This window comes from Exiguobacterium alkaliphilum 12/1 (assembly GCF_000714435.1).
Lineage (GTDB): Bacteria > Bacillota > Bacilli > Exiguobacteriales > Exiguobacteriaceae > Exiguobacterium > Exiguobacterium alkaliphilum.
The window spans coordinates 15,117-33,705 of the sequence record NZ_JJMW01000033.1 but is presented as its reverse complement, the minus strand read 5'-3'; the positions used below and the strand labels follow the sequence as shown (position 1 = coordinate 33,705).

Below are 18,589 nucleotides of genomic sequence, written 5' to 3'. Positions count from 1 at the left end.
AAATGTGGTTTCACTTCTTTTTTATTTCATACTGTTGAAAATATATTTACTTTGACTGAATCGCTCCTTTATATTTTTCAAAAGGAATCTGTATGTGAATAGAAAGGAAACGTGTGATGAGTTTTTTAAAAGATCGAGATGTTATGTTAGTCACAATGCACCAAAAAGAAATAGTTATAAAGCCCCTTCTTGAAGAACAGCTAGGATGCCGCTTATATGTAAATCAATTTGATACCGACCAGTTCGGAACATTTACTAGAGAGATAGGTCGGCAAGACTCACAACTCGAAACAGCACGAAAAAAAGCAAATATGGTCATAGAGCTGTCAAACCTACATGTTGGAATAGCCAGTGAAGGTACATTCGGATTTCATCCTCTTGCCCCTATTCCATGGAACACTGAATTGGTGTTACTAAAAGATTATGAACGAAATATTGAATTACAAGGTTATTACGAAGGAATCGATACAAATTTTAATCATACCGTCGTTCAAAACTATTCTTCCGCGCTTCAGTTCGTGAATGAAGTTGGGTTTCCAGACCATCACGTAATCCTCCGACCAGATGATGAACACTCTTCCGTTATATTAAAAAATATTGCGGATGAATCATCGCTGCAGGAAGCTTTTACGTATTGCTTAAACAAATCGACGAATCGACAAGTTTTTATAGAGACGGACATGCGGGCATACGCCAATCCAACCCGCATGAAAAATATTGAGATGGCGACGAGAAAACTAATTGAACAAGCAAATTCATTATGCCCAAAATGTGAAACACCGGGTTTCCGTGTCGTACGAAAAGTACCTGGGCGATTATGCGAGCAGTGTCATTCTCCTACTAAACAAATTGTGCGACATATCCACGCCTGCTCTACTTGTCACTATCAACTAACAGAATATCTTGATCCTGACGTATACGCCTCCCCGGCATACTGTGATTTTTGCAATCCATAATACAAAAAAGCAGTCATATCTCTCAACCGTAAGATGAGAAGTGACTGCTTTTTGTGCTTAACGAACCGCATAGCGACGTTCGAGACGATGCTGGCCCGCTTGAATGAGCGTCGACAAAATCCAATAAATCGTTGCCGAGAACAAGAGGAGCGGCATGACGAGATACGTCGTCGCGGCGATTTGATCCGAGACGTAGGTCAATTCTTGAACCGCGATGACCGAACCGAGCGACGTCGATTTGATGATATCGATCACCGAGTTCGAGACAGGTGGAATCGCACGCGACAAGGCTTGTGGGAAGATGATGTCTTTGAATCGTTTCCCACGCGGAATCCCGAGGGCGACACTCGCCTCGACTTGCCCTTTGTCGACCGAATGGATGGCCGCGCGGAACGCTTCCGAGATATACGCCGCGAAGTGGAGACCGAGTCCATAGATGAGCGCCTGCATGCCGCTCAACTGGACGAAGCCCGTCAATCCGACGTAAAGAATGAGCAATTGTAACAAGAGCGGGGTCCCGCGGAAGAACGAGATGTATAACCGCGTGAACCACCGGACAGGTTTGATGGGACTACTATGAAGCAACGCAATGATCAGACCGAGTACCAATGCAAGCAGAATCGATAGCACACTGGCGATCAACGTCAATTGCACGGCTTCAAGATAGACCGAACGGTTATCGATGACGGTCGTGATCAGTTCATTCATTGACTGATGTCCTCACCGAAGTACTTCTCTCCGATTTCCTCCATCGTGCCGTCTTCTTTCATTTCAGCGAGCGCTTCGTTCAAGCCTTCGAGCACGTCTGAGTCTTGACGGGCCATGAAGCCGGCTTGACTCTGGTTGAAGACGTCACCGACTGCTTTCACGTCGTAGCCCGTCTTCTCAAGCTCTGTCAAGATGAAGAGACGGTCGTTCAAGGCTGCGTCGAGGCGACCGACTTGAAGGTCTTGGAGCACTTGGTTCGCACCTTTGTAGAACTTCACTTCGGCGCCAGCTTCTTCAGCCATCTGTGCGTACACAGATCCTTGCGTCGAGCCGACGACTTTTCCTTCGAGGTCGTCGATGCCTTGGATGTCTTCGTTGTCTGATCCGACGATGACTTGTGCGCCTGAGATCGCGTACGGGTCAGAGAACGAATACTTCTCTTGGCGCTCTGGCGTGATGCTCATTTGGTTGGCGATCAAGTCGATCCGTTCCGCGTCGAGTGCCGGGACGAGTCCTTTGAAGTCCATCGCTTCGAATTCGAGCGTATAACCGGCCCGCTCTGCCGCTTCGTTCAAGACATCGATGTCGTACCCTGTGAGTTCACCTTTGTCTTTGTACGTGAACGGTGGGTATGTCGCTTCTGTCCCGACCGTGATGACCGTCTCTTCCGAACCGCTGTTCGTCTCTGAGCCGCAAGCTGCGAGCACCCCGAATGATGCGCCGAATGCGAGTACAGCCGTTAATGATTTCTTCATATAAATTCCACCTTCCTGATAATCCATATACGATTACATGGTTTTAAACAATATACTCATCATACTGACGGGGGCATACGTTGTCAAACAAAAACCACCACCCTCGTCAGGGCAGTGGTCAAACATCAATCGATGGCTTTCGCTTGCTTCATCACATCGCGTTCAATCGCTTCACGTTTCGCCGTCGTCTTCTCGGCACTGTCCGCGTGAACGCTGAAATAGAACTTGATTTTTGGCTCGGTCCCCGATGGACGGAGGCAGAACCATGAGCCGTCCTCAAAGATGAATTTGAGCACATTCGAAGACGGTAAGTCAATCGCTTCGGATTTGTTTTGACGCAGGTCGGTAGCGACTTGTTTCTTATAGTCCTCGAAACGGACGACTTCGTAGCCGCCGATTTCTTGCGGCGGGTTCGCACGGAACGCTTCCATCATCCGGCCGATTTGTTCAAGTCCCGCCTTCCCTTTAAGCGTCATCGACTGGAGCGACTCCTCATAGAAACCGTACTTTTCATACACGGCTTGGAGCGCATCATACAGCGTCCGGCCGTGCTGTTTATGGAAGGCAGCCATTTCGGCACCAAGTAAACATGCTTGGACGGCGTCTTTATCGCGGCAGAAGTCGCCAATCAAATAACCGTAGCTCTCTTCGTAACCGAACAAGAACTCGTATTCGCCCGACTCCTCGTACTGCTTGATCTTCTCGCCGATGAACTTGAAGCCGGTGAGCGTGTTCTCGAGATGGACCCCGTACGCCTTGGCAATCGCCGCCCCGAGTTCAGACGTGACGATCGTCTTGGCGACGAACCCGTTCGACGGGAGCGTCCCGGTCTCTACTTTTTGCGACAAAATGTAATCCATGAGAAGGGCCCCGGTCTGGTTGCCCGTCAAGACGAACCATTCCCCGCTTCGGTCTCGGACCGTGAAGCCGACACGGTCGGCATCCGGGTCCGTCGCCATCAAAAGGTCAGCCCCGACGCGGTCGCCGTATTGCATGGCGAGCTCGAACGCGGCCCGTTCTTCCGGGTTCGGGTAACTGACCGTCGGGAACGCACCGTCTGGCTCGGCTTGTTCTTCAACGATTGTCACGTGCTCGAAGCCATACGCCTTGAGCCCTTCCATGACGGGGCGACGGCCGGTGCCGTGGAGTGGTGAAAAGACGATTTTGAGCGGATCTCCTTGGACGTCGTGATGGATGCGAATCGACTGTAACGCCTCCATGTAGGCCGCGTCGACGGATGAATCGACCGTCACGAGCGTGCCGTCTGAACGAAGGCCCGCCTCTTCTTTCACTTCAATCAACAGTTCGTCTTCAATCGCATTGACGTATGAGACGAGTTCGTCGGCTTCTGCCGGCGGCAACTGTCCGCCGTCCGCACCGTATACTTTGAAACCATTGTACTCTGGAGGATTGTGGCTCGCCGTAATGACGATCCCACCAAAGGCGTTCAAGTGACGCACCGCAAACGATAGCTCTGGCGTCGCTCGGAGGCTCGGGAACAAGTACGTCTTAATCCCGTTCGAAGCGAGCGTCCGTGCCGCCTCGAGCGCGAACTCTGGTGAGAAGTGACGGGAGTCGTGCGCGATGACGACACCGTGACGTTTCGCCTCTTCGCCAGAAGCGGCGATGAAATCGGCGAACCCTTTTGAAGCTTTCCGAATCGTATAGATGTTCATCCGATTGGCCCCAGGCCCGATTTCGCCACGCATTCCGCCCGTCCCGAATTCGAGCGTCTTATAGAAGGCGTCTTCGAGTGACGTATCATCTTTCGCCATCTCCTCGAGCTCGACCCGAAGATGCGGCTCGAGCGCCTCGTGTTGTTTCCACCGTTCATACGTTTGTTGCCATGCCATGGTTAGTTCCCCTTTCGACATTTAAAATTCAATCGAAGTACTCGCCAATTTGTTCCATCTTGTATAGGATGGAAGTAACGAAACTTCGAGGTGATTCTATGTTCCCAACTATGCGTGCCCAAGAATTGAAACACATCGTCCACACGGATTCGATTCGCTTTATCGATTGCCGCTATTCCCTGAACGACGCTTCCTACGGGAAGTACGTGTATCGTCAAGGCCATCTCCCGAACGCGGTCTTTCTCGATTTGATGGAAGACTTGTCTGGTCCCGTTGAAGAGCACGGTGGCCGCCACCCGCTCCCTTCGAAAGAAGCATGGACGGCGACGCTCCGTCGCATCGGGATTCAAAAAGACGATTTGATTATCATTTACGACGACGGGTTCCCATACGCCGCGCGCGCCTGGTGGCTCTTCAAATGGGCCGGACATGAGCGCGTCGTTGTGCTCGAAGGCGGGATTCAAGCCGGTATCACATACTGTGGCGAGACGACGACAGAGATCCCGAACTATCCGGCGTCTGACTATGTCCCTCAATTCCAAGACGAGATGATTGCCACGATCGAAGACGTGAAGGCCGCACGTACGGCAGAGCTGTATGACTCCCGCACGGCCGACCGTTTCGACGGCAGCCACGAACCGATTGACCACAAGGCAGGACATATTCCGAACGCCCTCCTCTGTTCATATGCTGACGCCGTCACGGATCTCGGCACGTTGCAAGACTTTCATGATTTGAAAGAGCTTTACGTTGACGTGCTCGATGTCCCGAACCCAATCTTTTACTGCGGGAGCGGGGTCACCGCCTGTGTCAACATCTTAGCGTTACACGCCCTCGGCAAAGATGATGTCCGTCTTTACCCCGGCTCTTATTCTGACTGGATCTCTTATCCAGAAAACGAGGTCCACCCATAACGGGTGGATCTCGTTTTTTATTTCACGCTCGTCGGTTTGATGTTCCAAACCGCGTTCGCGTATTCCGTGATGGTCCGGTCGCTCGAGAAGATTCCCGATTTGGCCGTGTTGACGATTGAACTCTCGGCCCAACGCGCCTTATCGGCGAACACTTCCCCGGCCCGACGCTGTGCCTGCATATAGGAGGCGAAGTCTTTCAAGACGAGGAAATCGTCGTTGTAGACGAGCAGCGAATCAAAGATCGCCTGGAATTGATACTCACCGACCTTATCGAACGTTCCGTTGACGAGACCGTCGACGACATCACGTATTTCTTGGTTCGCATGATAGATGTCCGCCGCATGATAACCGCCGAACTTCTTGTAGTTCATGACTTCTTGCGGCGTCAAGCCGAAGATGAAGATATGGTCATCTCCGACCGCATCTCGAATCTCGATGTTCGCCCCATCGAGCGTCCCGATCGTGAGCGCACCGTTCATCATGAACTTCATGTTGCCGGTCCCTGACGCTTCGTAGCTCGCCGTCGAGATTTGCTCGCTCACATCAGAGCCTGGGAAGATTCGTTCTGCCATGGAGACGCGATAGTTCTCAAGGAAGACGATCTTAATGAACTGGCTCGCCCGTTTATCGTGATTGATCATCGTCGCGAGAGCGTTGATGTAACGGATGACTTCTTTGGCGTAATAGTAGCCTGGGGCTGCTTTCGCACCAAAGATGAACGTCCGCGGCACCATCGTGAACGTCGGGTCCGACTGAATCTTTTGATAGAGCGCATGGATGTGGAGCGCGTTCATAAGCTGACGCTTGTAGGCGTGCAGCCGTTTCACTTGAACGTCAAAAATCGAGTTCGGATCGACGGTGATGCCCGTCTCGTCTTGAATATATGACGCCAAATCGAGTTTGTTCTGTTGCTTCACGTCCATGACCTGCTCTTGGAAGCTCGCGTCTTTCGAGAAGCCCATCAACTTCTCTAGGTCGTTCGGATGTTCAATCCACGATGGGCCGACCGCGTCCGTAATCAAGTTCGAGAGGCGCGGGTTGGACTTGAGTAACCAACGACGGTGCGTGATCCCGTTCGTCTTGTTGTTGAAACGGAGCGGGAACATCTCATACAAGTGTCGCATCTCACGCTGCTTCAAAATATCCGTATGGATTTGAGCGACCCCGTTCGTCGAGTGCGAGCCGACGACGGCCAAATTCGCCATGTTGATATGCGCGTTCGAGACGATGGCGATTTCCCCCATGTGCGGCTCGAGATGCGGATAGTTGACGAGCACGTCGCGACAGAAGCGACGATTGATTTCTTCGATGATTTGATAAATACGCGGCAACAACCGCTCATACATCTCGACCGGCCACTTTTCGAGCGCCTCGGCGAGGAGCGTATGGTTCGTGAACGACATGACGCTCTTCGTCACACGCCACGCCTCGTCCCATCCGTAGCCGTGCTCATCCATCAAGATGCGCATCAATTCTGGAATCGCGACGACCGGGTGCGTGTCGTTAATGTGGACGGCGTAATGGTCACCTAGATGTTTAAGCGATTTGTTATGACGGAGATATGAGGCAATCATCGATTGGATGCCCGCCGACACGAAGAAGTATTGTTGTTTCAGGCGCAGCACTTTTCCTTCGTACGTCGTGTCATCCGGATAAAGGAATTCAGAAATCGTCGCAATCGACTGCTTATATTTGAGCAAGTCTTTGTATGACCCTTTCGTCCGTTCCATATACTCCTCATCGTCGTAAGGCGATTCGGCGTTCCATAGACGGAGTGTGTTGACGACATCATTTTTGTAACCGATGACCGGCATATCGTACGGGACGGCCCGGACGACTTCGTCCGGATGATGGACGACACGCAGACGGTCGCCGATTTGGCGCATCTCAATCCAGCCACCGAAGTTGACGTCGACTGCACGGTCGGCGCGGCGCGTCTCCCACATGTTGCCGTCGCGAAGCCAGTTATCCGGGAGCTCGACTTGATAGCCGTCGACAATCTTTTGCTTGAAGAGGCCATAGCGATAACGAATCCCGTTCCCGTGACCCGGCAGACTGAGCGCAGCGAGCGAGTCGAGGAAGCAGGCGGCCAATCGACCGAGTCCCCCGTTCCCTAGTCCCGGCTCCGGCTCGAACTCGGTGATTTCAAAGAAATCGAATCCAAGCTCCTCGAGACCTTCCTGAACGACTTCGAGCACGTCCATGCTGAGCAAGTTGTTGTAAAGGAAACGACCTAACAAAAACTCGAGCGAGAAATAAATGACTTGCTTGCTCTGTTTCTCTTCTTGCTTGTCGCGCGTGTTAATCCATTTCGGGATTGCTTGCTCACGCACCATCGTAGCCAACGTCTGATACACTTCCTGCTCGGTCCCTTCCTTGAACGATTTCCCGTTTAAGGCGACGAATCGGTCTTTAAACGAAGTGACGAAGCTCTGTTTGTCTGTGAACATATGTGTGTAAAACTCCTTCCAGTCATGCGAATAAGTGATAGAGCTCACGGTATTGCTTCGCGGATTGTTTCCAGCTGAAGTCCGCCGTCATCGTTTGATGGACAAGGGCATTCCACGTGTTGCGGTCATAGAAGACACGAATCGATTTTTCAATCGTGGCGAGCATTTCATGAGCGTTGTAGTTCAAGAACCCAAAACCGGTCCCTTCCTGCGTATATTCGTTGAATGGCTTCACTGTGTCACGAAGTCCGCCCGTCTCACGAACGATCGGGAGCGTCCCGTAACGCATCGAAATCAACTGGCTGAGGCCGCACGGCTCAAAGCGTGACGGCATAAGGAATGCGTCCGATCCGGCATAAATTAAATGGGCGAGCTCGATATCGAACCCGATATAAGAGCCGATTTTACCCGGATGGCGCGCCGTCATCTCATGAACGATCGCCTCATACTCAGGTTGACCTGAGCCGAGGAAGACAAATTGACAATCGAGGTTACCGAGCTCATCGCTCACCCCATTAATCAAATCGAGACCCTTTTGTTCGACGAGGCGGCTGACAAATCCGATGAGCATGACGTCATCCCTTACTTCTAACCCGAACCGCTCTTGAAGGGCACGTTTGTTGACGGCCTTCCCTTCTTTCACCGTGTCCAAGTCGTACGTCTTCGCGATGCGTTTGTCCGTGCTCGGGTCGTTCGTCGCCAAGTCGAGACCGTTTAAAATCCCACGGACGTCGACGGCGCGATGCCGGAGGGCCGCGTCGAGCCCTTCCCCGTAGTATGGCTCCATGATTTCATCACGATAAGACGGGCTGACCGTCGTGATTTGATCGGAATGGACGATTCCCGCCTTCATGTAATTGACGAGCCCGTTATGCTGAATCCCTTCGGCCGTGAAGTGTTCATGCCCGAATTGAAGTAATTCGCCGAGCACGTCTTCAGGGAAGATGCCTTGGTACTGAAGGTTATGGATCGTAAACACGGTGCGAATCTTTTGATACGCTTCGATATGTTGATAATGAATCCGTAAAAACGCCGGCACGACACCGGTCTGCCAGTCGTGGCAGTGGAGCACGTCCGGCACGAGCGTCTCGTCTAACTTCCCAATCATCTCGAGGGCGGCACGTGAGAAGAACGCGAATCGTTCCGCGTCGTCATAGTGTCCGTAGAGCACACCTTCGCGATTGAAATAGTATTCGTTATCGATGAAGTAGTACGTGATGCCATCGTGTTCGAGTTTGAGCACCGCGGCGAACTGCTTGCGCCAGCCGACCGGAACAATCAAATCGAATAAGTATTCCATCTTCTCGACGTATTCCTCAGCAATCGTGCCATACTTCGGCATGACGACACTGACTTCCTCACCAAGGCCAGACACCGCTTGAGGGAGCGAGCCGATGACATCGGCAAGCCCCCCCGTTTTCATGAACGGTGCCGCTTCTGAAGCGACATACCATATTTTCATAATATCCTCCTTCACACCGTTGTCCGTTTTCCGATGACGATCGGTTCATCGACCGTCCCTCGAATGACCTGTCCGCGTTTCACGACCACTTCTTTATCTAAAATGGCGTTCTCGACGACAGCGCCTTCTTCGATGATGGACTTGGATAAAATGATTGAATTTTTGACGCGGGCATGTTCGCTGATGACGACGCCGCGGAACAAGATACTGTTTTGCACTTCGCCGCTGATTTTACAGCCGTTGGCGACGAGCGCTTCATTCACTTTCGACCCTTTCAAATAACGCGTCGGCGGTTCGTGCTTGATCTTCGTATAGATGTGCGGGAAATCATAGATGATTCCCTCATGACGAAGCAAACGCATACTTTCATTATAGTACGAAAGAACCGAATGGATGACTTGCATTTTACCTGTATAGTGGTAACCGTGAACGTGTAAGCGATGGAGCTGCGGGCGAATCACGCCGTCGAGTAAATCATACTCGCCACGTGACGTCGCCTCATCGACGAGTCGAAGGAACAAGTTCTTCGACATGATGATCGTCTCCGTGTATGCGTACTCGTCGTCCGGGCTAAAGCCCCGCTCCGAGATGCCGACGACACGGTCGTTCTCACCGAGACGAATCGGGCGGCAGTACCCACACTTTTGCTCGTGCCCGGTATAGGCGAGCGTAATGTCCGCGCCCATCGATTTATGGTGCTTGAGCATGTCTTGGAAGTCGATTGTCGTCAAGACGTTTGAGCCTGTGATGACGACGTACGGCTGTTTACTGCGTACGAAGTGTTCGCGGTGCATCGAGAAGTTTGCCAAGTCGCCCAAATAAGCTTCCCCGTCCGGCTTTAACGCCGGTGGGAAGATGTGAAGGCCGCCTTGCGAACGGTCAAGGTCCCACTCTTTCCCTGAACCGACATGGTCCATGAGCGAGCGATACTTGTCGAGCGTGAAAATCCCGACTTGATTGATGCCTTGCGTAATCATATTCGTCAATGTGAAGTCAATGAGTCGATAACGTCCAGAGAACGGGACGGACGCCAAATTGCGATGTCCCGTAAACTCTGGAAATAATCCTTCTTCGGTCCCTAAGTTGATGACCCCTAACAAATCATTCGTCAACAATAACGCCTCCTTGCGTCGGTCTTTTTTAAGTTCAAGCACGTTGTTTGAATACTGCTCCGCTCTCGATGTTTTCGTGAGGTTCAATGACAACAATCTCACCACCCGGCTCGCCGATTGTCGCTCCGTCTTCGATGACGGCACAGCTTGCGACGATGGCTCGATGAATCGTGACATCTTTTCCGATGCGAGCCCCCGGCATGATGACAGAGTCTTTGACGAGTGACCCCTCGCCGACACGCACGTCGTAGAATAAGACGGAGTGTTGGACTTCCCCTTCGATTTGACAGCCTTCGTTAATGACCGACTGTTCGACGCAGGCGTCTTTCCCGATGTATTGCGGTGTCTGGTTCGGGTTGACTGAATACATCTTCCAGTTCGGGTCGTATAAGTCGAACGGTGGATCTTCCTCTAACAAGTCCATGTTCGCTTCCCAGAGCGACTGAATCGTACCGACGTCTTTCCAGTAACCTTTGAACTTGTAGGCGAAGACGTCAAGTCCGTCGAGTAGCGTATTCGGAATGATGTTCTTCCCGAAGTCAAAGCTTGACGTCTCATCTTCCGCGTCTTGAATCAAGTGCTCCCGAAGCACTTTCCAGTTAAAGATGTAAATCCCCATCGAAGCCAAGTTGCTCTTCGGTTTTTCAGGCTTCTCCTCAAACTCTTTAATGCGGAGGTCGTCGGTCGTGTTCAAAATCCCGAAACGAGGGGCTTCGTCCCACGGCACTTCCATGACCGAGATGGTGACGTCCGCTCCTTTTTCTTTATGGAAATCGAGCATCTTCTCGTAATCCATTTTATAAATATGGTCACCCGACAAAATCAAGACGTACTCTGGATCGTAATCGTCGATATAGCTCAAGTTTCGATAAATCGCGTTCGCTGTACCTTCGTACCAGTTTTTCCCCGATTGTGCCTGGTATGGCGGCAAGATGGCCAAGCCTCCGTTGCGGCGGTCCAAATCCCATGCCGACCCGATGCCAAGATAACGGTTCAGTTCAAGCGGTTCATATTGTGTCAACACACCGACTGTCGTAATTCCCGAATTCGTACAGTTCGATAATGGGAAATCGATGATTCGGTACTTCCCTCCAAAGTGGACAGCCGGTTTCGCCGTCTTACGCGTAAGGGGCCCGAGTCGCTTCCCTTCCCCTCCCGCGAGGAGCATCGCAACCATTTCTTGCTTCATAGTACAGCCTCCTAAATTCATAATATAAACCTCTTTTACCCTTTTTCGCTGTTTCCTAATGTATTCCTGCCCAAATTATTATATGATAACGTTTACATTTTGAAATTTGTTGAAAGATTGACGATATAATGAATGAAGAGAGGGGTGAGCGAATGCGGGCATGGGTAGGAACACTCTTTTTTGCCGGACTGATCGCTGTCGGATTTACCGTGAGCAGTGCGTTGAAAGAGGAAATCGAACAAGCGAAGACGATTGTCGCGTGGGGCGAGGAGACCGTCGAAACGGCGCCGTTGTCGCCGAAGCACGCCGTCACCCTCGCCTATAAAGGCGGGGCTGAGACGCTCTATTTGAGCGGGCGCCGCGATGACGTCTCTCTAGACGGGCTACCCGACCACATTCGTGACGCCATCATAATCATTGAAGACCGCAAGTTCAACGCCCATCCAGGTTACGACTTGAGCGGGATCGCCCGGGCGTTTATCAATAACGCCAATGAGACATCGGTCCAAGGCGGGAGCACGATTACGCAGCAGCTGGCGCGAAACGTTTACTTGACGCACGAGCGGACGTACGAACGAAAAGTGAAGGAATTGATGATCGCGCGGGCGCTCGAAAAAAATTATAGCAAGAAAGAAATCATCACTTCGTATAGCAACGTGATTTTCTTCGGGCATAACGTATACGGCATCCAATCCGCGGCCGACACGTACTTCTCGCGTCCGCTCGAGGACTTGAACTGGAACCAAATCGCCTATTTGCTGACGGTGCCGAACAATCCATCCTTGTACGACCCGCTCAACCCGTCCGCGGCGTTTTACGAACGAAAAGACCGCATCTTGACGCAACTGAAAGAAGCCGGGCTCGTCTCAAAACAAGCTTATGACGCGGCACATGGCGTGAAACTGAAAGCCAGCTATAAACGCCACGAGATTCGATATCCCGACTACATGGATGCCGTCATGAAAGACGCGATTCGGCTCGTGCGAACCCGGTACGACCTAGACGAAGAGGCGGCGCGCGACTACTTGGCAAGCAATCAGGCGACAGTCGAGACGTACTTGTCCGTCGCACGCCAGATGGCTGCGAAACGGGAGTTAAGTGAATTGCCTGCCGGACTGAACGGCGGCTATGCCGAACTGACGCCGAACGGACGAATCGTCGCCCTCGTCGACTCGGAAATGAAGCAAAGTGGCGAGTTCAACCGTTCGACGCAAGCGTTCCGACAACCAGGGTCGGCCATCAAACCAATTCTCGTCTTTGCCCCGTTCATCGAGGAGACGAACGCGACACTCGATACGATGCTCGACGGCCGTCCCGTCTGTTACGGGACGTATTGCCCGACCAATAGCGGCAATCGCGTCCTGAGCGACGTCACGTTCCGCGATACGGTCGCCTATTCGTTCAACACGCCGGCGCTTGCCGCGTTCAATCAAATCGACCAACAGGCGGCTTACGCCACGGCTGACCTTATGTTCAGCCAATGGGATCCTGATAAAGACAACAGTATGGCGAGCGCGCTCGGAGGGTTGACACAAGGTGTGTCCCCGAAAGAACTGGCGGCTGCGTATACGCCGTTTTTGAACAACGGGGTCTACGTCTCCGGCCAAACGATTAAAGAGATTCGGTTCGCCTCGGGCGCCCCGACAATTAGCCCGAGCATGACGAAACAAGCCATCTGGTCAGAAGAGACAGCTGCGACGATGCGACAAGCGTTGTCGGCTGTCACGACGTACGGGACGGGTCGCTATGCCGGGCAAATCAAGCGTCCGTATGTCGGTGGTAAGACCGGAACGACGAACGCCCACAAAGATATGTGGTACGTCGGATTGACAGATGAGACGATCACCGCGATTTGGCTCGGGGCGGATACCCCACGTCCGTTCCCAGAACTCGCCAACCGTGCCTATCCGGCCATCGTCTGGACAGAGGCCCATCGATAAAGAGGCTGGGACATAACTAGCCAGTTCTAAAGCATTTCAATCAAAAGGAGAAGAGGCCACCTGGCGCGAACGAGTCGCGCCAGGTGGCCTCTTTCTTATAAATCTACTGAGTTATGTCCCAGCCTCTTCGTCATTTATAAAATAATATCTCCGACTGAGTTAAATAGGCGAAGCAGCGCCCACGCCAGCCCGCTTAATAGAAGGGCCCACATCATCGCTTGAATGAGCAACAGTCCGATTGCCCGAAACGTCGACATCAATTGGCTCACTTGCCAAATGTAATAGAATAAATACAAAACGAACGTGCCGAGCAAAACGGCGATTGCAGCGAGCAAGGAATTGAGGAATAAGAAGCTGACCCCTGAACCGACGAGGAAAATCGTCGCGCCAGGCTTCAGTCGATGTAGCGAGCTCCCATTCGTCTCACGGGCGAAAAAGGCGAAGCCGAGCTGGTTGAACGTGTCGGCGACAAGTTTGAACGCGCTAAAGAGCATAAAGTAAATCGTAAAAAAGACGACGAGGACGAGCACTTTCGTCTCTTGGACGGACAACAGGGCGATGACTTCGCTATAGACACCGATGCGCGTCAGCCACTCGATGACGTATTCACTCGTCGCGATGGCGAGCGACATCGAGAACAAGATGATGCCAATCAACGGGGCATAGCTCAATAAGTACACATTCGTTTTCATAGGGAGGCTCCAATTTCACATTTATTTCTCATATTCAGTGCAAATCTAATATCAAGTATATTATAATATTTGTAGTCATGGAGAACAAAAGGGGGATTTTCGGATGGGCTTATTATTGATGATGGCAGTCAGCGTCGTCTTCCTCGCCGCGATTTTTACAGCAGGATATAACAGAAAACCAGAAGGTAACCAATAAGAGCCGAGATTCTCACGAATCCGGCTCTTTTTTTATTTGAGTCCAGCGTAGCCTTGTTGACGGAGCGCCTCATAGACGATGATCGCCGCCGTGTTCGAGACGTTGAGCGAACGGACAAGGTTCGACTGTGGGAGACGGATGCAGCGGTCAAGATTATTTTCAATCACTTCCATCGGCAACCCTTTCGTCTCACGACCGAAGACGAAGAAGTAATCTTTGTCGACGACCGAGACGTCGAGGTCGCTCGGATACTTTTCTCCGTACTTCGTGATATAGAAAAACTCACCGTCCGGATGCTTTGCCCACAGTTCATCGAGCGAGTCATGATAACGGACGTCGACGAACTGCCAATAGTCGAGCCCGGCCCGCTTCAACATCTTATCGTCCGTCGAGAAGCCGAGCGGGCGAATCAAATGCAATACAGCGTTTGTTGCGGCACACGTCCGGGAGACGTTCCCAGTGTTCGCTGGAATTTCAGGTTGAAACATGACGACATGGATAGCCATACGATTTTTACCTCACTTTTGTTGTTCGATTTCAAGTAAACGTTGTTTTTCCGAAAGCCCGCCGGCAAACCCGGTCAACTTCCCACTGCTGCCGATGACGCGGTGACAAGGGAAAAGAATCGGCAACGGGTTCCGGTTCAACGCCTGTCCGACGGCACGAACCGCTTTCGGCCGACCGATCTGTTCGGCGATGTCTTTATAAGAGCGCGTCTCACCAGACGGAATCGTCAAGAGCGCGTCCCAGACGTCACGTTGAAATGACGTTCCTGCCATCTCAATCCATCGGCGGTCCTCGTCTTGTAATCCGTCGCGTTCGACCCGCTCCATCAACTTGACAAGCCATTCCGGTGCCTCTTCTTCAGAGGCAGACGTTGCAAAGTCGAGGGCGACCAATTTCCCGGCCTCATTCAACTCGTACGACAGCCATCCCCATTTAGACGACACGGTCTTCACGGCCCCACTCCTCTCGGAAAATGCGAATCTCTTCTAGCACCATCTCAGACTGCTCGGTTTGTTCAATCTCTTCGTAAATCGTTTCCGCCTCCTCGCCAAGAATCGCACCAATCGCCCAGACGGCCGTCGCCCGCATGTCTTCTCGGGCGTCTTCTTGAATGAACGTTCGCAGGACAGGGATCGCTGACGGCTCACGATAATGTGCGAGCGCGAGGATGGCGTTTCGTTGAATCGGTTTCTTGCCGCGCCATGCGCCGGACAAATGGCCAAACTTCGTCTTGAACTCACGGTTACTTAGTGTAAGGAGCGGCTCGAGAAGTGGTTTGACGATTTCCGCTTCCGGCAACAGTTCTTCGTGGTGCCGCCAATCTTTCTTCCGGTTATACGGGCAAACTTGCTGACACGTGTCGCAGCCGTATAATCTTCCACCGAGCTTTGAGCGAAATTCACGCGGCATGAGCGTCTTCATCTGCGTCAAATAAGCGATACATCGCTTCGCATCGAGCACGCCCGGCTCGACAAGTGCCGACGTCGGACAAGCCGTCATGCACTTATCACAATCGCCGCAACCGTCCTCGATTGCCTCGTCTGGAGGCAAATACGTATCGAGAATCATCTCACCTAAATAGAGGTATGAGCCTTTTTCCGGGGAAATGATGGAGCAGTTCTTCCCGCTGAAACCGATACCGGCTCGTTCCGCCACGGCCCGGTCGACGAGTTCCCCCGTATCGACCATCGACCGGGTCCTTACCCCGGGGACAATCGATTCGATATAGGCTTGCAGTTTCTCAAGACGCGATCCGACCGCCCGGTGATAATCGAGCCCCCAAGACGCCCTAGCGAACAGTCCCCGGCGAGACCCGGAGACACTGCGCGGCGCCTCTTTTAATTTACTCGGGTAGGCGATTGCAATCGCAATGATCGACTGTGCGTCTTCAAGCAACAGCTCCGGTTTCGTGCGCTTGTCCAAATCCGGCTCTTCAAAGCCGGAAGCGAAACCTTTCTCTTGTTGTTTGACGAGCCGTTCTTTCATGACGATGAACGGGTCAGCCGTCGTCACTTTCAACTCATCGATGCCAATCGTCTCAGCGTATGCGACTATTTTTTGTTTAATCGTTTCCGGACTTAATCCGTTCATCCAATCACCTCTTTCGAATCCATTTTCGCATACAAAAAATCTCTCCGCCACTCGGCAGAGAGATGATGAAGCGGGTGAAGAGAATCGAACTCTCGTCATCAGCTTGGAAGGCTGAGGTTTTACCATTAAACTACACCCGCATGGTTATCATATGTGTGCCGCATCAGCGACTACAATCAATATACACCTATACTTTTAAGAAGTCAACACTTTTAAATGAAATTGTTATAACAACTTGTTATGAACAGTATATACCCTGATTGCTTTCTTATAAATCATATTTTGATATATTTTTACGAATCAAAAAAAGTCTGCCGGATTATGCCGGCAGACTTTTCAAAGCGAAGATGTTTTCGGTTCGCGCAACAGGTGTTTAATGTCACGGAACGTGACGAACGATTTATTCTTCGCATCATACAGCTTGTAGCGAAGCGACTTCAAACTCGAGAACAATCCGATCGTCGTCGCTCGTTGCAACGGTGGTGTCGATGTATGCGCTTGTTCCAAGTTATAGTTCGGCACACGGGGGCTCAAGTGATGGACGTGGTGGAAGCCGATGTTCCCCGTTACCCACTGCAGCACTCTCGGCAACTCGTAGTACGAACTCCCCTCAATCGCCGCCTTGACGTAATCCCACTCACTCTCGTCTTCGAAATATGAGTCTTCGAACGTGTGTTGGACGTAGAACAGCCAAATGCCGAGAAGTCCGGCTGTGAACATCGTGATTCCTTGGACAATGAGAAACGCCTGCCACCCGACCAGGGCGATCATGCCGGCGTATAAGACAACGAGGGATGCGTTAATGACGTGTGTATTGATGCGTTCTTTTTTCCGAGCGTCTTTCCGGTTGAAGCGGCTCGTGATGAGAATCAAATATAACGGTCCAAGTCCGAACATAACGAGCGGATTGCGATATAGACGATATTGAAGACGCGTCCATTTCGAAGCTTCGACGTATTCCTCAATCGTCATGACCCAAATGTCCCCGACGCCCCGCTTATCCAAATTTCCACTTGAGGCGTGATGAATCGAATGTTCCCGTTTCCACTTCTCATAAGGGAATAACGTCAACACACCCATGATCGTGCCGACGATGTTATTGGCTTTTCTATTTTTAAAGAACGACCCGTGCGTGCAATCATGAAAAATGATAAACATACGGACGACGAAACCAGCTGCGACGATCGCGAGCGGAATCGTCAAGAACACAGAGATGTCGAGCGCCTGATACGCGAGAAACCATGCTGCCAAAAACGGTAAGATTGTATTGATCATTTGCCGGACACTCTTCTTCACGTCCGCCTTCTCGAACGGCGAGACGTGCTTTCGGAGCTGGGCAATCTTTTCTTTACTCATATTCGTTCATTCCTCCTACACTACATAAACCACACTACGACGACAGTAAGATGAATCATCGTCCGATTTGAAAATCGTATAACGAGTCATTTATTAACACCAGGTAATTATACCACATATGATTTTTATTGTTTGATTATTTCAAATTTAATTATTTCAATTAAATCCCTTTTATAGAATTAAAAACATAATAAGTATGATAGAATCCAACGTGTAGCAAATGAAATGAGGTGGGGTACTTTGAGAAAACGAATATTTACACGACAGCGTGTCACCTTTCTATCGATTGCTTTCATCATCTTACTTCCGATTCTAGTCGTCGGGTATACCTTCTATACAAATATGAGCCAAGGTATGCAGAACGAGGCATTAGAGGACAAATACGCAGATCGTGTCAGAGAGTTGCAGATTGAGGTATCTAAAGGAGATCCGTTCAATCGGCGTGGAAACGCGACCGATCGGACCCGTGTCGAGCTCCTTGCACGTTACGATCCTGACAATTTGAGTCGGACGACATTAGTAAAGAACATGCATTTGATGACTCATCAGAAAATCTCGGCCCGCTCGAAATGGGGCGCGATTCCGATGTCGGAAGAAAACATCACGGCTTCGGCTGAGTACCTTACCTTGCTAGAGAGAAACAATCAAATTGGTCCGAACGTGTATAAGGAATTGCGGGCCATGCTCGATAATTGGGCGCGTGACGACTTCAGTCAGGCTGATGTCGAGCAAGACCAGTTGCTGCGTTTGCTAAATGCCAATCGTGGTTTCTCCAACGGTTTAGCTACACCTCTCGAGGAAGAGTTGTATATTTTGAATAACTTTGGGTCTGACTATTTGGATACGTTGACATCAACTTTAGATGAGACTGAATGAACTTTATAAATTCAAAATAGCCACGAATGACTT

At 51.2% G+C, this 18,589-nt stretch carries 16 protein-coding genes and 1 tRNA gene; 4 read left to right on the top strand and 13 right to left on the bottom strand.

What is annotated here, in order from left to right; translation table 11 throughout:
- The first annotated feature begins 116 nt into the window (after window positions 1–116).
- The gene (locus RT52_RS08015; protein ID WP_034816595.1) at window positions 117–956 is read left to right on the top strand and encodes a DUF6671 family protein; all 840 of its coding nucleotides are present in this window, start codon (window positions 117–119) and stop codon (window positions 954–956) included.
- A gap of 57 nt (window positions 957–1,013) precedes the next feature.
- Here the strand turns inward: RT52_RS08015 and RT52_RS08010 are convergent, their stop codons facing one another.
- From RT52_RS08010 to RT52_RS08000, 3 genes are all read right to left on the bottom strand, one after another.
- On the bottom strand, window positions 1,014–1,664 hold the full coding sequence (locus tag RT52_RS08010; protein WP_024372505.1) for an amino acid ABC transporter permease: 651 nt from the start codon (window positions 1,662–1,664) through the stop codon (window positions 1,014–1,016).
- Window positions 1,661–2,419, bottom strand: a complete 759-nt coding sequence (locus tag RT52_RS08005; RefSeq protein ID WP_034803830.1) for a transporter substrate-binding domain-containing protein — start codon at window positions 2,417–2,419, stop codon at window positions 1,661–1,663. The genes RT52_RS08010 and RT52_RS08005 overlap by 4 nt, the downstream gene beginning before the upstream one ends.
- 125 nt (window positions 2,420–2,544) lie before the next feature.
- Window positions 2,545–4,272 (bottom strand): phospho-sugar mutase, encoded by a 1,728-nt coding sequence (locus RT52_RS08000; RefSeq protein WP_034816592.1) that lies wholly within the window; start codon window positions 4,270–4,272, stop codon window positions 2,545–2,547.
- Between the two features lie 98 nt (window positions 4,273–4,370).
- Between RT52_RS08000 and RT52_RS07995 the strand changes: the two genes are divergently transcribed.
- Window positions 4,371–5,186: a sulfurtransferase gene (locus RT52_RS07995; protein WP_034816590.1), complete on the top strand. Its 816-nt coding sequence runs from the start codon at window positions 4,371–4,373 to the stop codon at window positions 5,184–5,186.
- A gap of 17 nt (window positions 5,187–5,203) precedes the next feature.
- Here RT52_RS07995 and RT52_RS07990 read toward each other — a convergent pair whose 3' ends face one another.
- The 4 genes from RT52_RS07990 to RT52_RS07975 are packed head-to-tail and all read right to left on the bottom strand — an operon-like array spanning window position 5,204 to window position 11,399.
- The gene (locus RT52_RS07990) at window positions 5,204–7,636 is read right to left on the bottom strand and encodes a glycogen/starch/alpha-glucan phosphorylase (protein WP_034816588.1); all 2,433 of its coding nucleotides are present in this window, start codon (window positions 7,634–7,636) and stop codon (window positions 5,204–5,206) included.
- 22 nt (window positions 7,637–7,658) lie between these two features.
- Entirely contained in the window at window positions 7,659–9,098 is a 1,440-nt protein-coding gene (gene glgA / locus RT52_RS07985) for a glycogen synthase GlgA (RefSeq protein ID WP_034803799.1), read from the bottom strand.
- Window positions 9,099–9,109: 11 nt separating this feature from the next.
- Window positions 9,110–10,210, bottom strand: coding sequence for a glucose-1-phosphate adenylyltransferase subunit GlgD (glgD, locus tag RT52_RS07980; RefSeq protein WP_051690313.1), 1,101 nt, complete (start codon window positions 10,208–10,210; stop codon window positions 9,110–9,112).
- Between the two features lie 34 nt (window positions 10,211–10,244).
- The gene (locus tag RT52_RS07975) at window positions 10,245–11,399 is read right to left on the bottom strand and encodes a glucose-1-phosphate adenylyltransferase (protein ID WP_034816585.1); all 1,155 of its coding nucleotides are present in this window, start codon (window positions 11,397–11,399) and stop codon (window positions 10,245–10,247) included.
- Between the two features lie 152 nt (window positions 11,400–11,551).
- Between RT52_RS07975 and RT52_RS07970 the strand changes: the two genes are divergently transcribed.
- On the top strand, window positions 11,552–13,339 hold the full coding sequence (locus RT52_RS07970) for a transglycosylase domain-containing protein (protein WP_034816582.1): 1,788 nt from the start codon (window positions 11,552–11,554) through the stop codon (window positions 13,337–13,339).
- A gap of 134 nt (window positions 13,340–13,473) precedes the next feature.
- On the opposite strand, the gene RT52_RS07965 is transcribed toward RT52_RS07970, so the two are convergent.
- The 6 genes from RT52_RS07965 to desA all read right to left on the bottom strand — a co-directional run bounded on the left by RT52_RS07965 (window position 13,474) and on the right by desA (window position 17,680).
- A complete protein-coding gene (locus RT52_RS07965; protein ID WP_034807257.1) occupies window positions 13,474–14,031 on the bottom strand; it encodes a DUF5366 family protein in 558 nt (185 codons plus the stop codon).
- Window positions 14,032–14,259: 228 nt separating this feature from the next.
- Window positions 14,260–14,733 carry a tRNA (uridine(34)/cytosine(34)/5-carboxymethylaminomethyluridine(34)-2'-O)-methyltransferase TrmL gene (gene trmL, locus RT52_RS07960; RefSeq protein WP_034816579.1) on the bottom strand — a complete coding sequence of 158 codons (474 nt, stop codon included), beginning with the start codon at window positions 14,731–14,733 and terminating at the stop codon, window positions 14,260–14,262.
- A gap of 12 nt (window positions 14,734–14,745) precedes the next feature.
- Complete coding sequence (locus RT52_RS07955; protein WP_051690311.1) at window positions 14,746–15,186, bottom strand: methylated-DNA--[protein]-cysteine S-methyltransferase; 441 nt, start codon at window positions 15,184–15,186, stop codon at window positions 14,746–14,748.
- Window positions 15,167–16,324, bottom strand: coding sequence for a tRNA epoxyqueuosine(34) reductase QueG (queG, locus tag RT52_RS07950; RefSeq protein ID WP_034816576.1), 1,158 nt, complete (start codon window positions 16,322–16,324; stop codon window positions 15,167–15,169). Before queG ends, RT52_RS07955 begins: the two co-directional genes overlap by 20 nt.
- Window positions 16,325–16,393: 69 nt before the next feature.
- Window positions 16,394–16,464: transfer RNA gene (locus RT52_RS07945), tRNA-Gly, on the bottom strand.
- A gap of 196 nt (window positions 16,465–16,660) precedes the next feature.
- Window positions 16,661–17,680, bottom strand: coding sequence for a Delta(5) desaturase DesA (gene desA / locus RT52_RS07940; RefSeq protein ID WP_034816573.1), 1,020 nt, complete (start codon window positions 17,678–17,680; stop codon window positions 16,661–16,663).
- 240 nt (window positions 17,681–17,920) lie between these two features.
- On the opposite strand from desA, the gene RT52_RS16010 reads away from it, so the two are divergent.
- The gene (locus tag RT52_RS16010) at window positions 17,921–18,556 is read left to right on the top strand and encodes a DUF6241 domain-containing protein (RefSeq protein WP_051690310.1); all 636 of its coding nucleotides are present in this window, start codon (window positions 17,921–17,923) and stop codon (window positions 18,554–18,556) included.
- Window positions 18,557–18,589 lie beyond the last annotated feature (33 nt).

Coding starts and splice junctions, on each gene's coding strand:
- RT52_RS07970 (WP_034816582.1), top strand. CDS start 11,552: ATGCGGGCATGGGTAGGAACACTCTTTTTTGCCGGACTGATCGCTGTC.
- RT52_RS07965 (WP_034807257.1), bottom strand. CDS start 14,031: ATGAAAACGAATGTGTACTTATTGAGCTATGCCCCGTTGATTGGCATC.
- RT52_RS07995 (WP_034816590.1), top strand. CDS start 4,371: ATGTTCCCAACTATGCGTGCCCAAGAATTGAAACACATCGTCCACACG.
- RT52_RS07975 (WP_034816585.1), bottom strand. CDS start 11,399: ATGAAGCAAGAAATGGTTGCGATGCTCCTCGCGGGAGGGGAAGGGAAG.
- RT52_RS08005 (WP_034803830.1), bottom strand. CDS start 2,419: ATGAAGAAATCATTAACGGCTGTACTCGCATTCGGCGCATCATTCGGG.
- trmL (WP_034816579.1), bottom strand. CDS start 14,733: ATGGCTATCCATGTCGTCATGTTTCAACCTGAAATTCCAGCGAACACT.
- desA (WP_034816573.1), bottom strand. CDS start 17,680: ATGAGTAAAGAAAAGATTGCCCAGCTCCGAAAGCACGTCTCGCCGTTC.
- RT52_RS08010 (WP_024372505.1), bottom strand. CDS start 1,664: ATGAATGAACTGATCACGACCGTCATCGATAACCGTTCGGTCTATCTT.
- queG (WP_034816576.1), bottom strand. CDS start 16,324: ATGAACGGATTAAGTCCGGAAACGATTAAACAAAAAATAGTCGCATAC.
- RT52_RS07990 (WP_034816588.1), bottom strand. CDS start 7,636: ATGTTCACAGACAAACAGAGCTTCGTCACTTCGTTTAAAGACCGATTC.
- glgA (WP_034803799.1), bottom strand. CDS start 9,098: ATGAAAATATGGTATGTCGCTTCAGAAGCGGCACCGTTCATGAAAACG.
- RT52_RS08000 (WP_034816592.1), bottom strand. CDS start 4,272: ATGGCATGGCAACAAACGTATGAACGGTGGAAACAACACGAGGCGCTC.
- RT52_RS08015 (WP_034816595.1), top strand. CDS start 117: ATGAGTTTTTTAAAAGATCGAGATGTTATGTTAGTCACAATGCACCAA.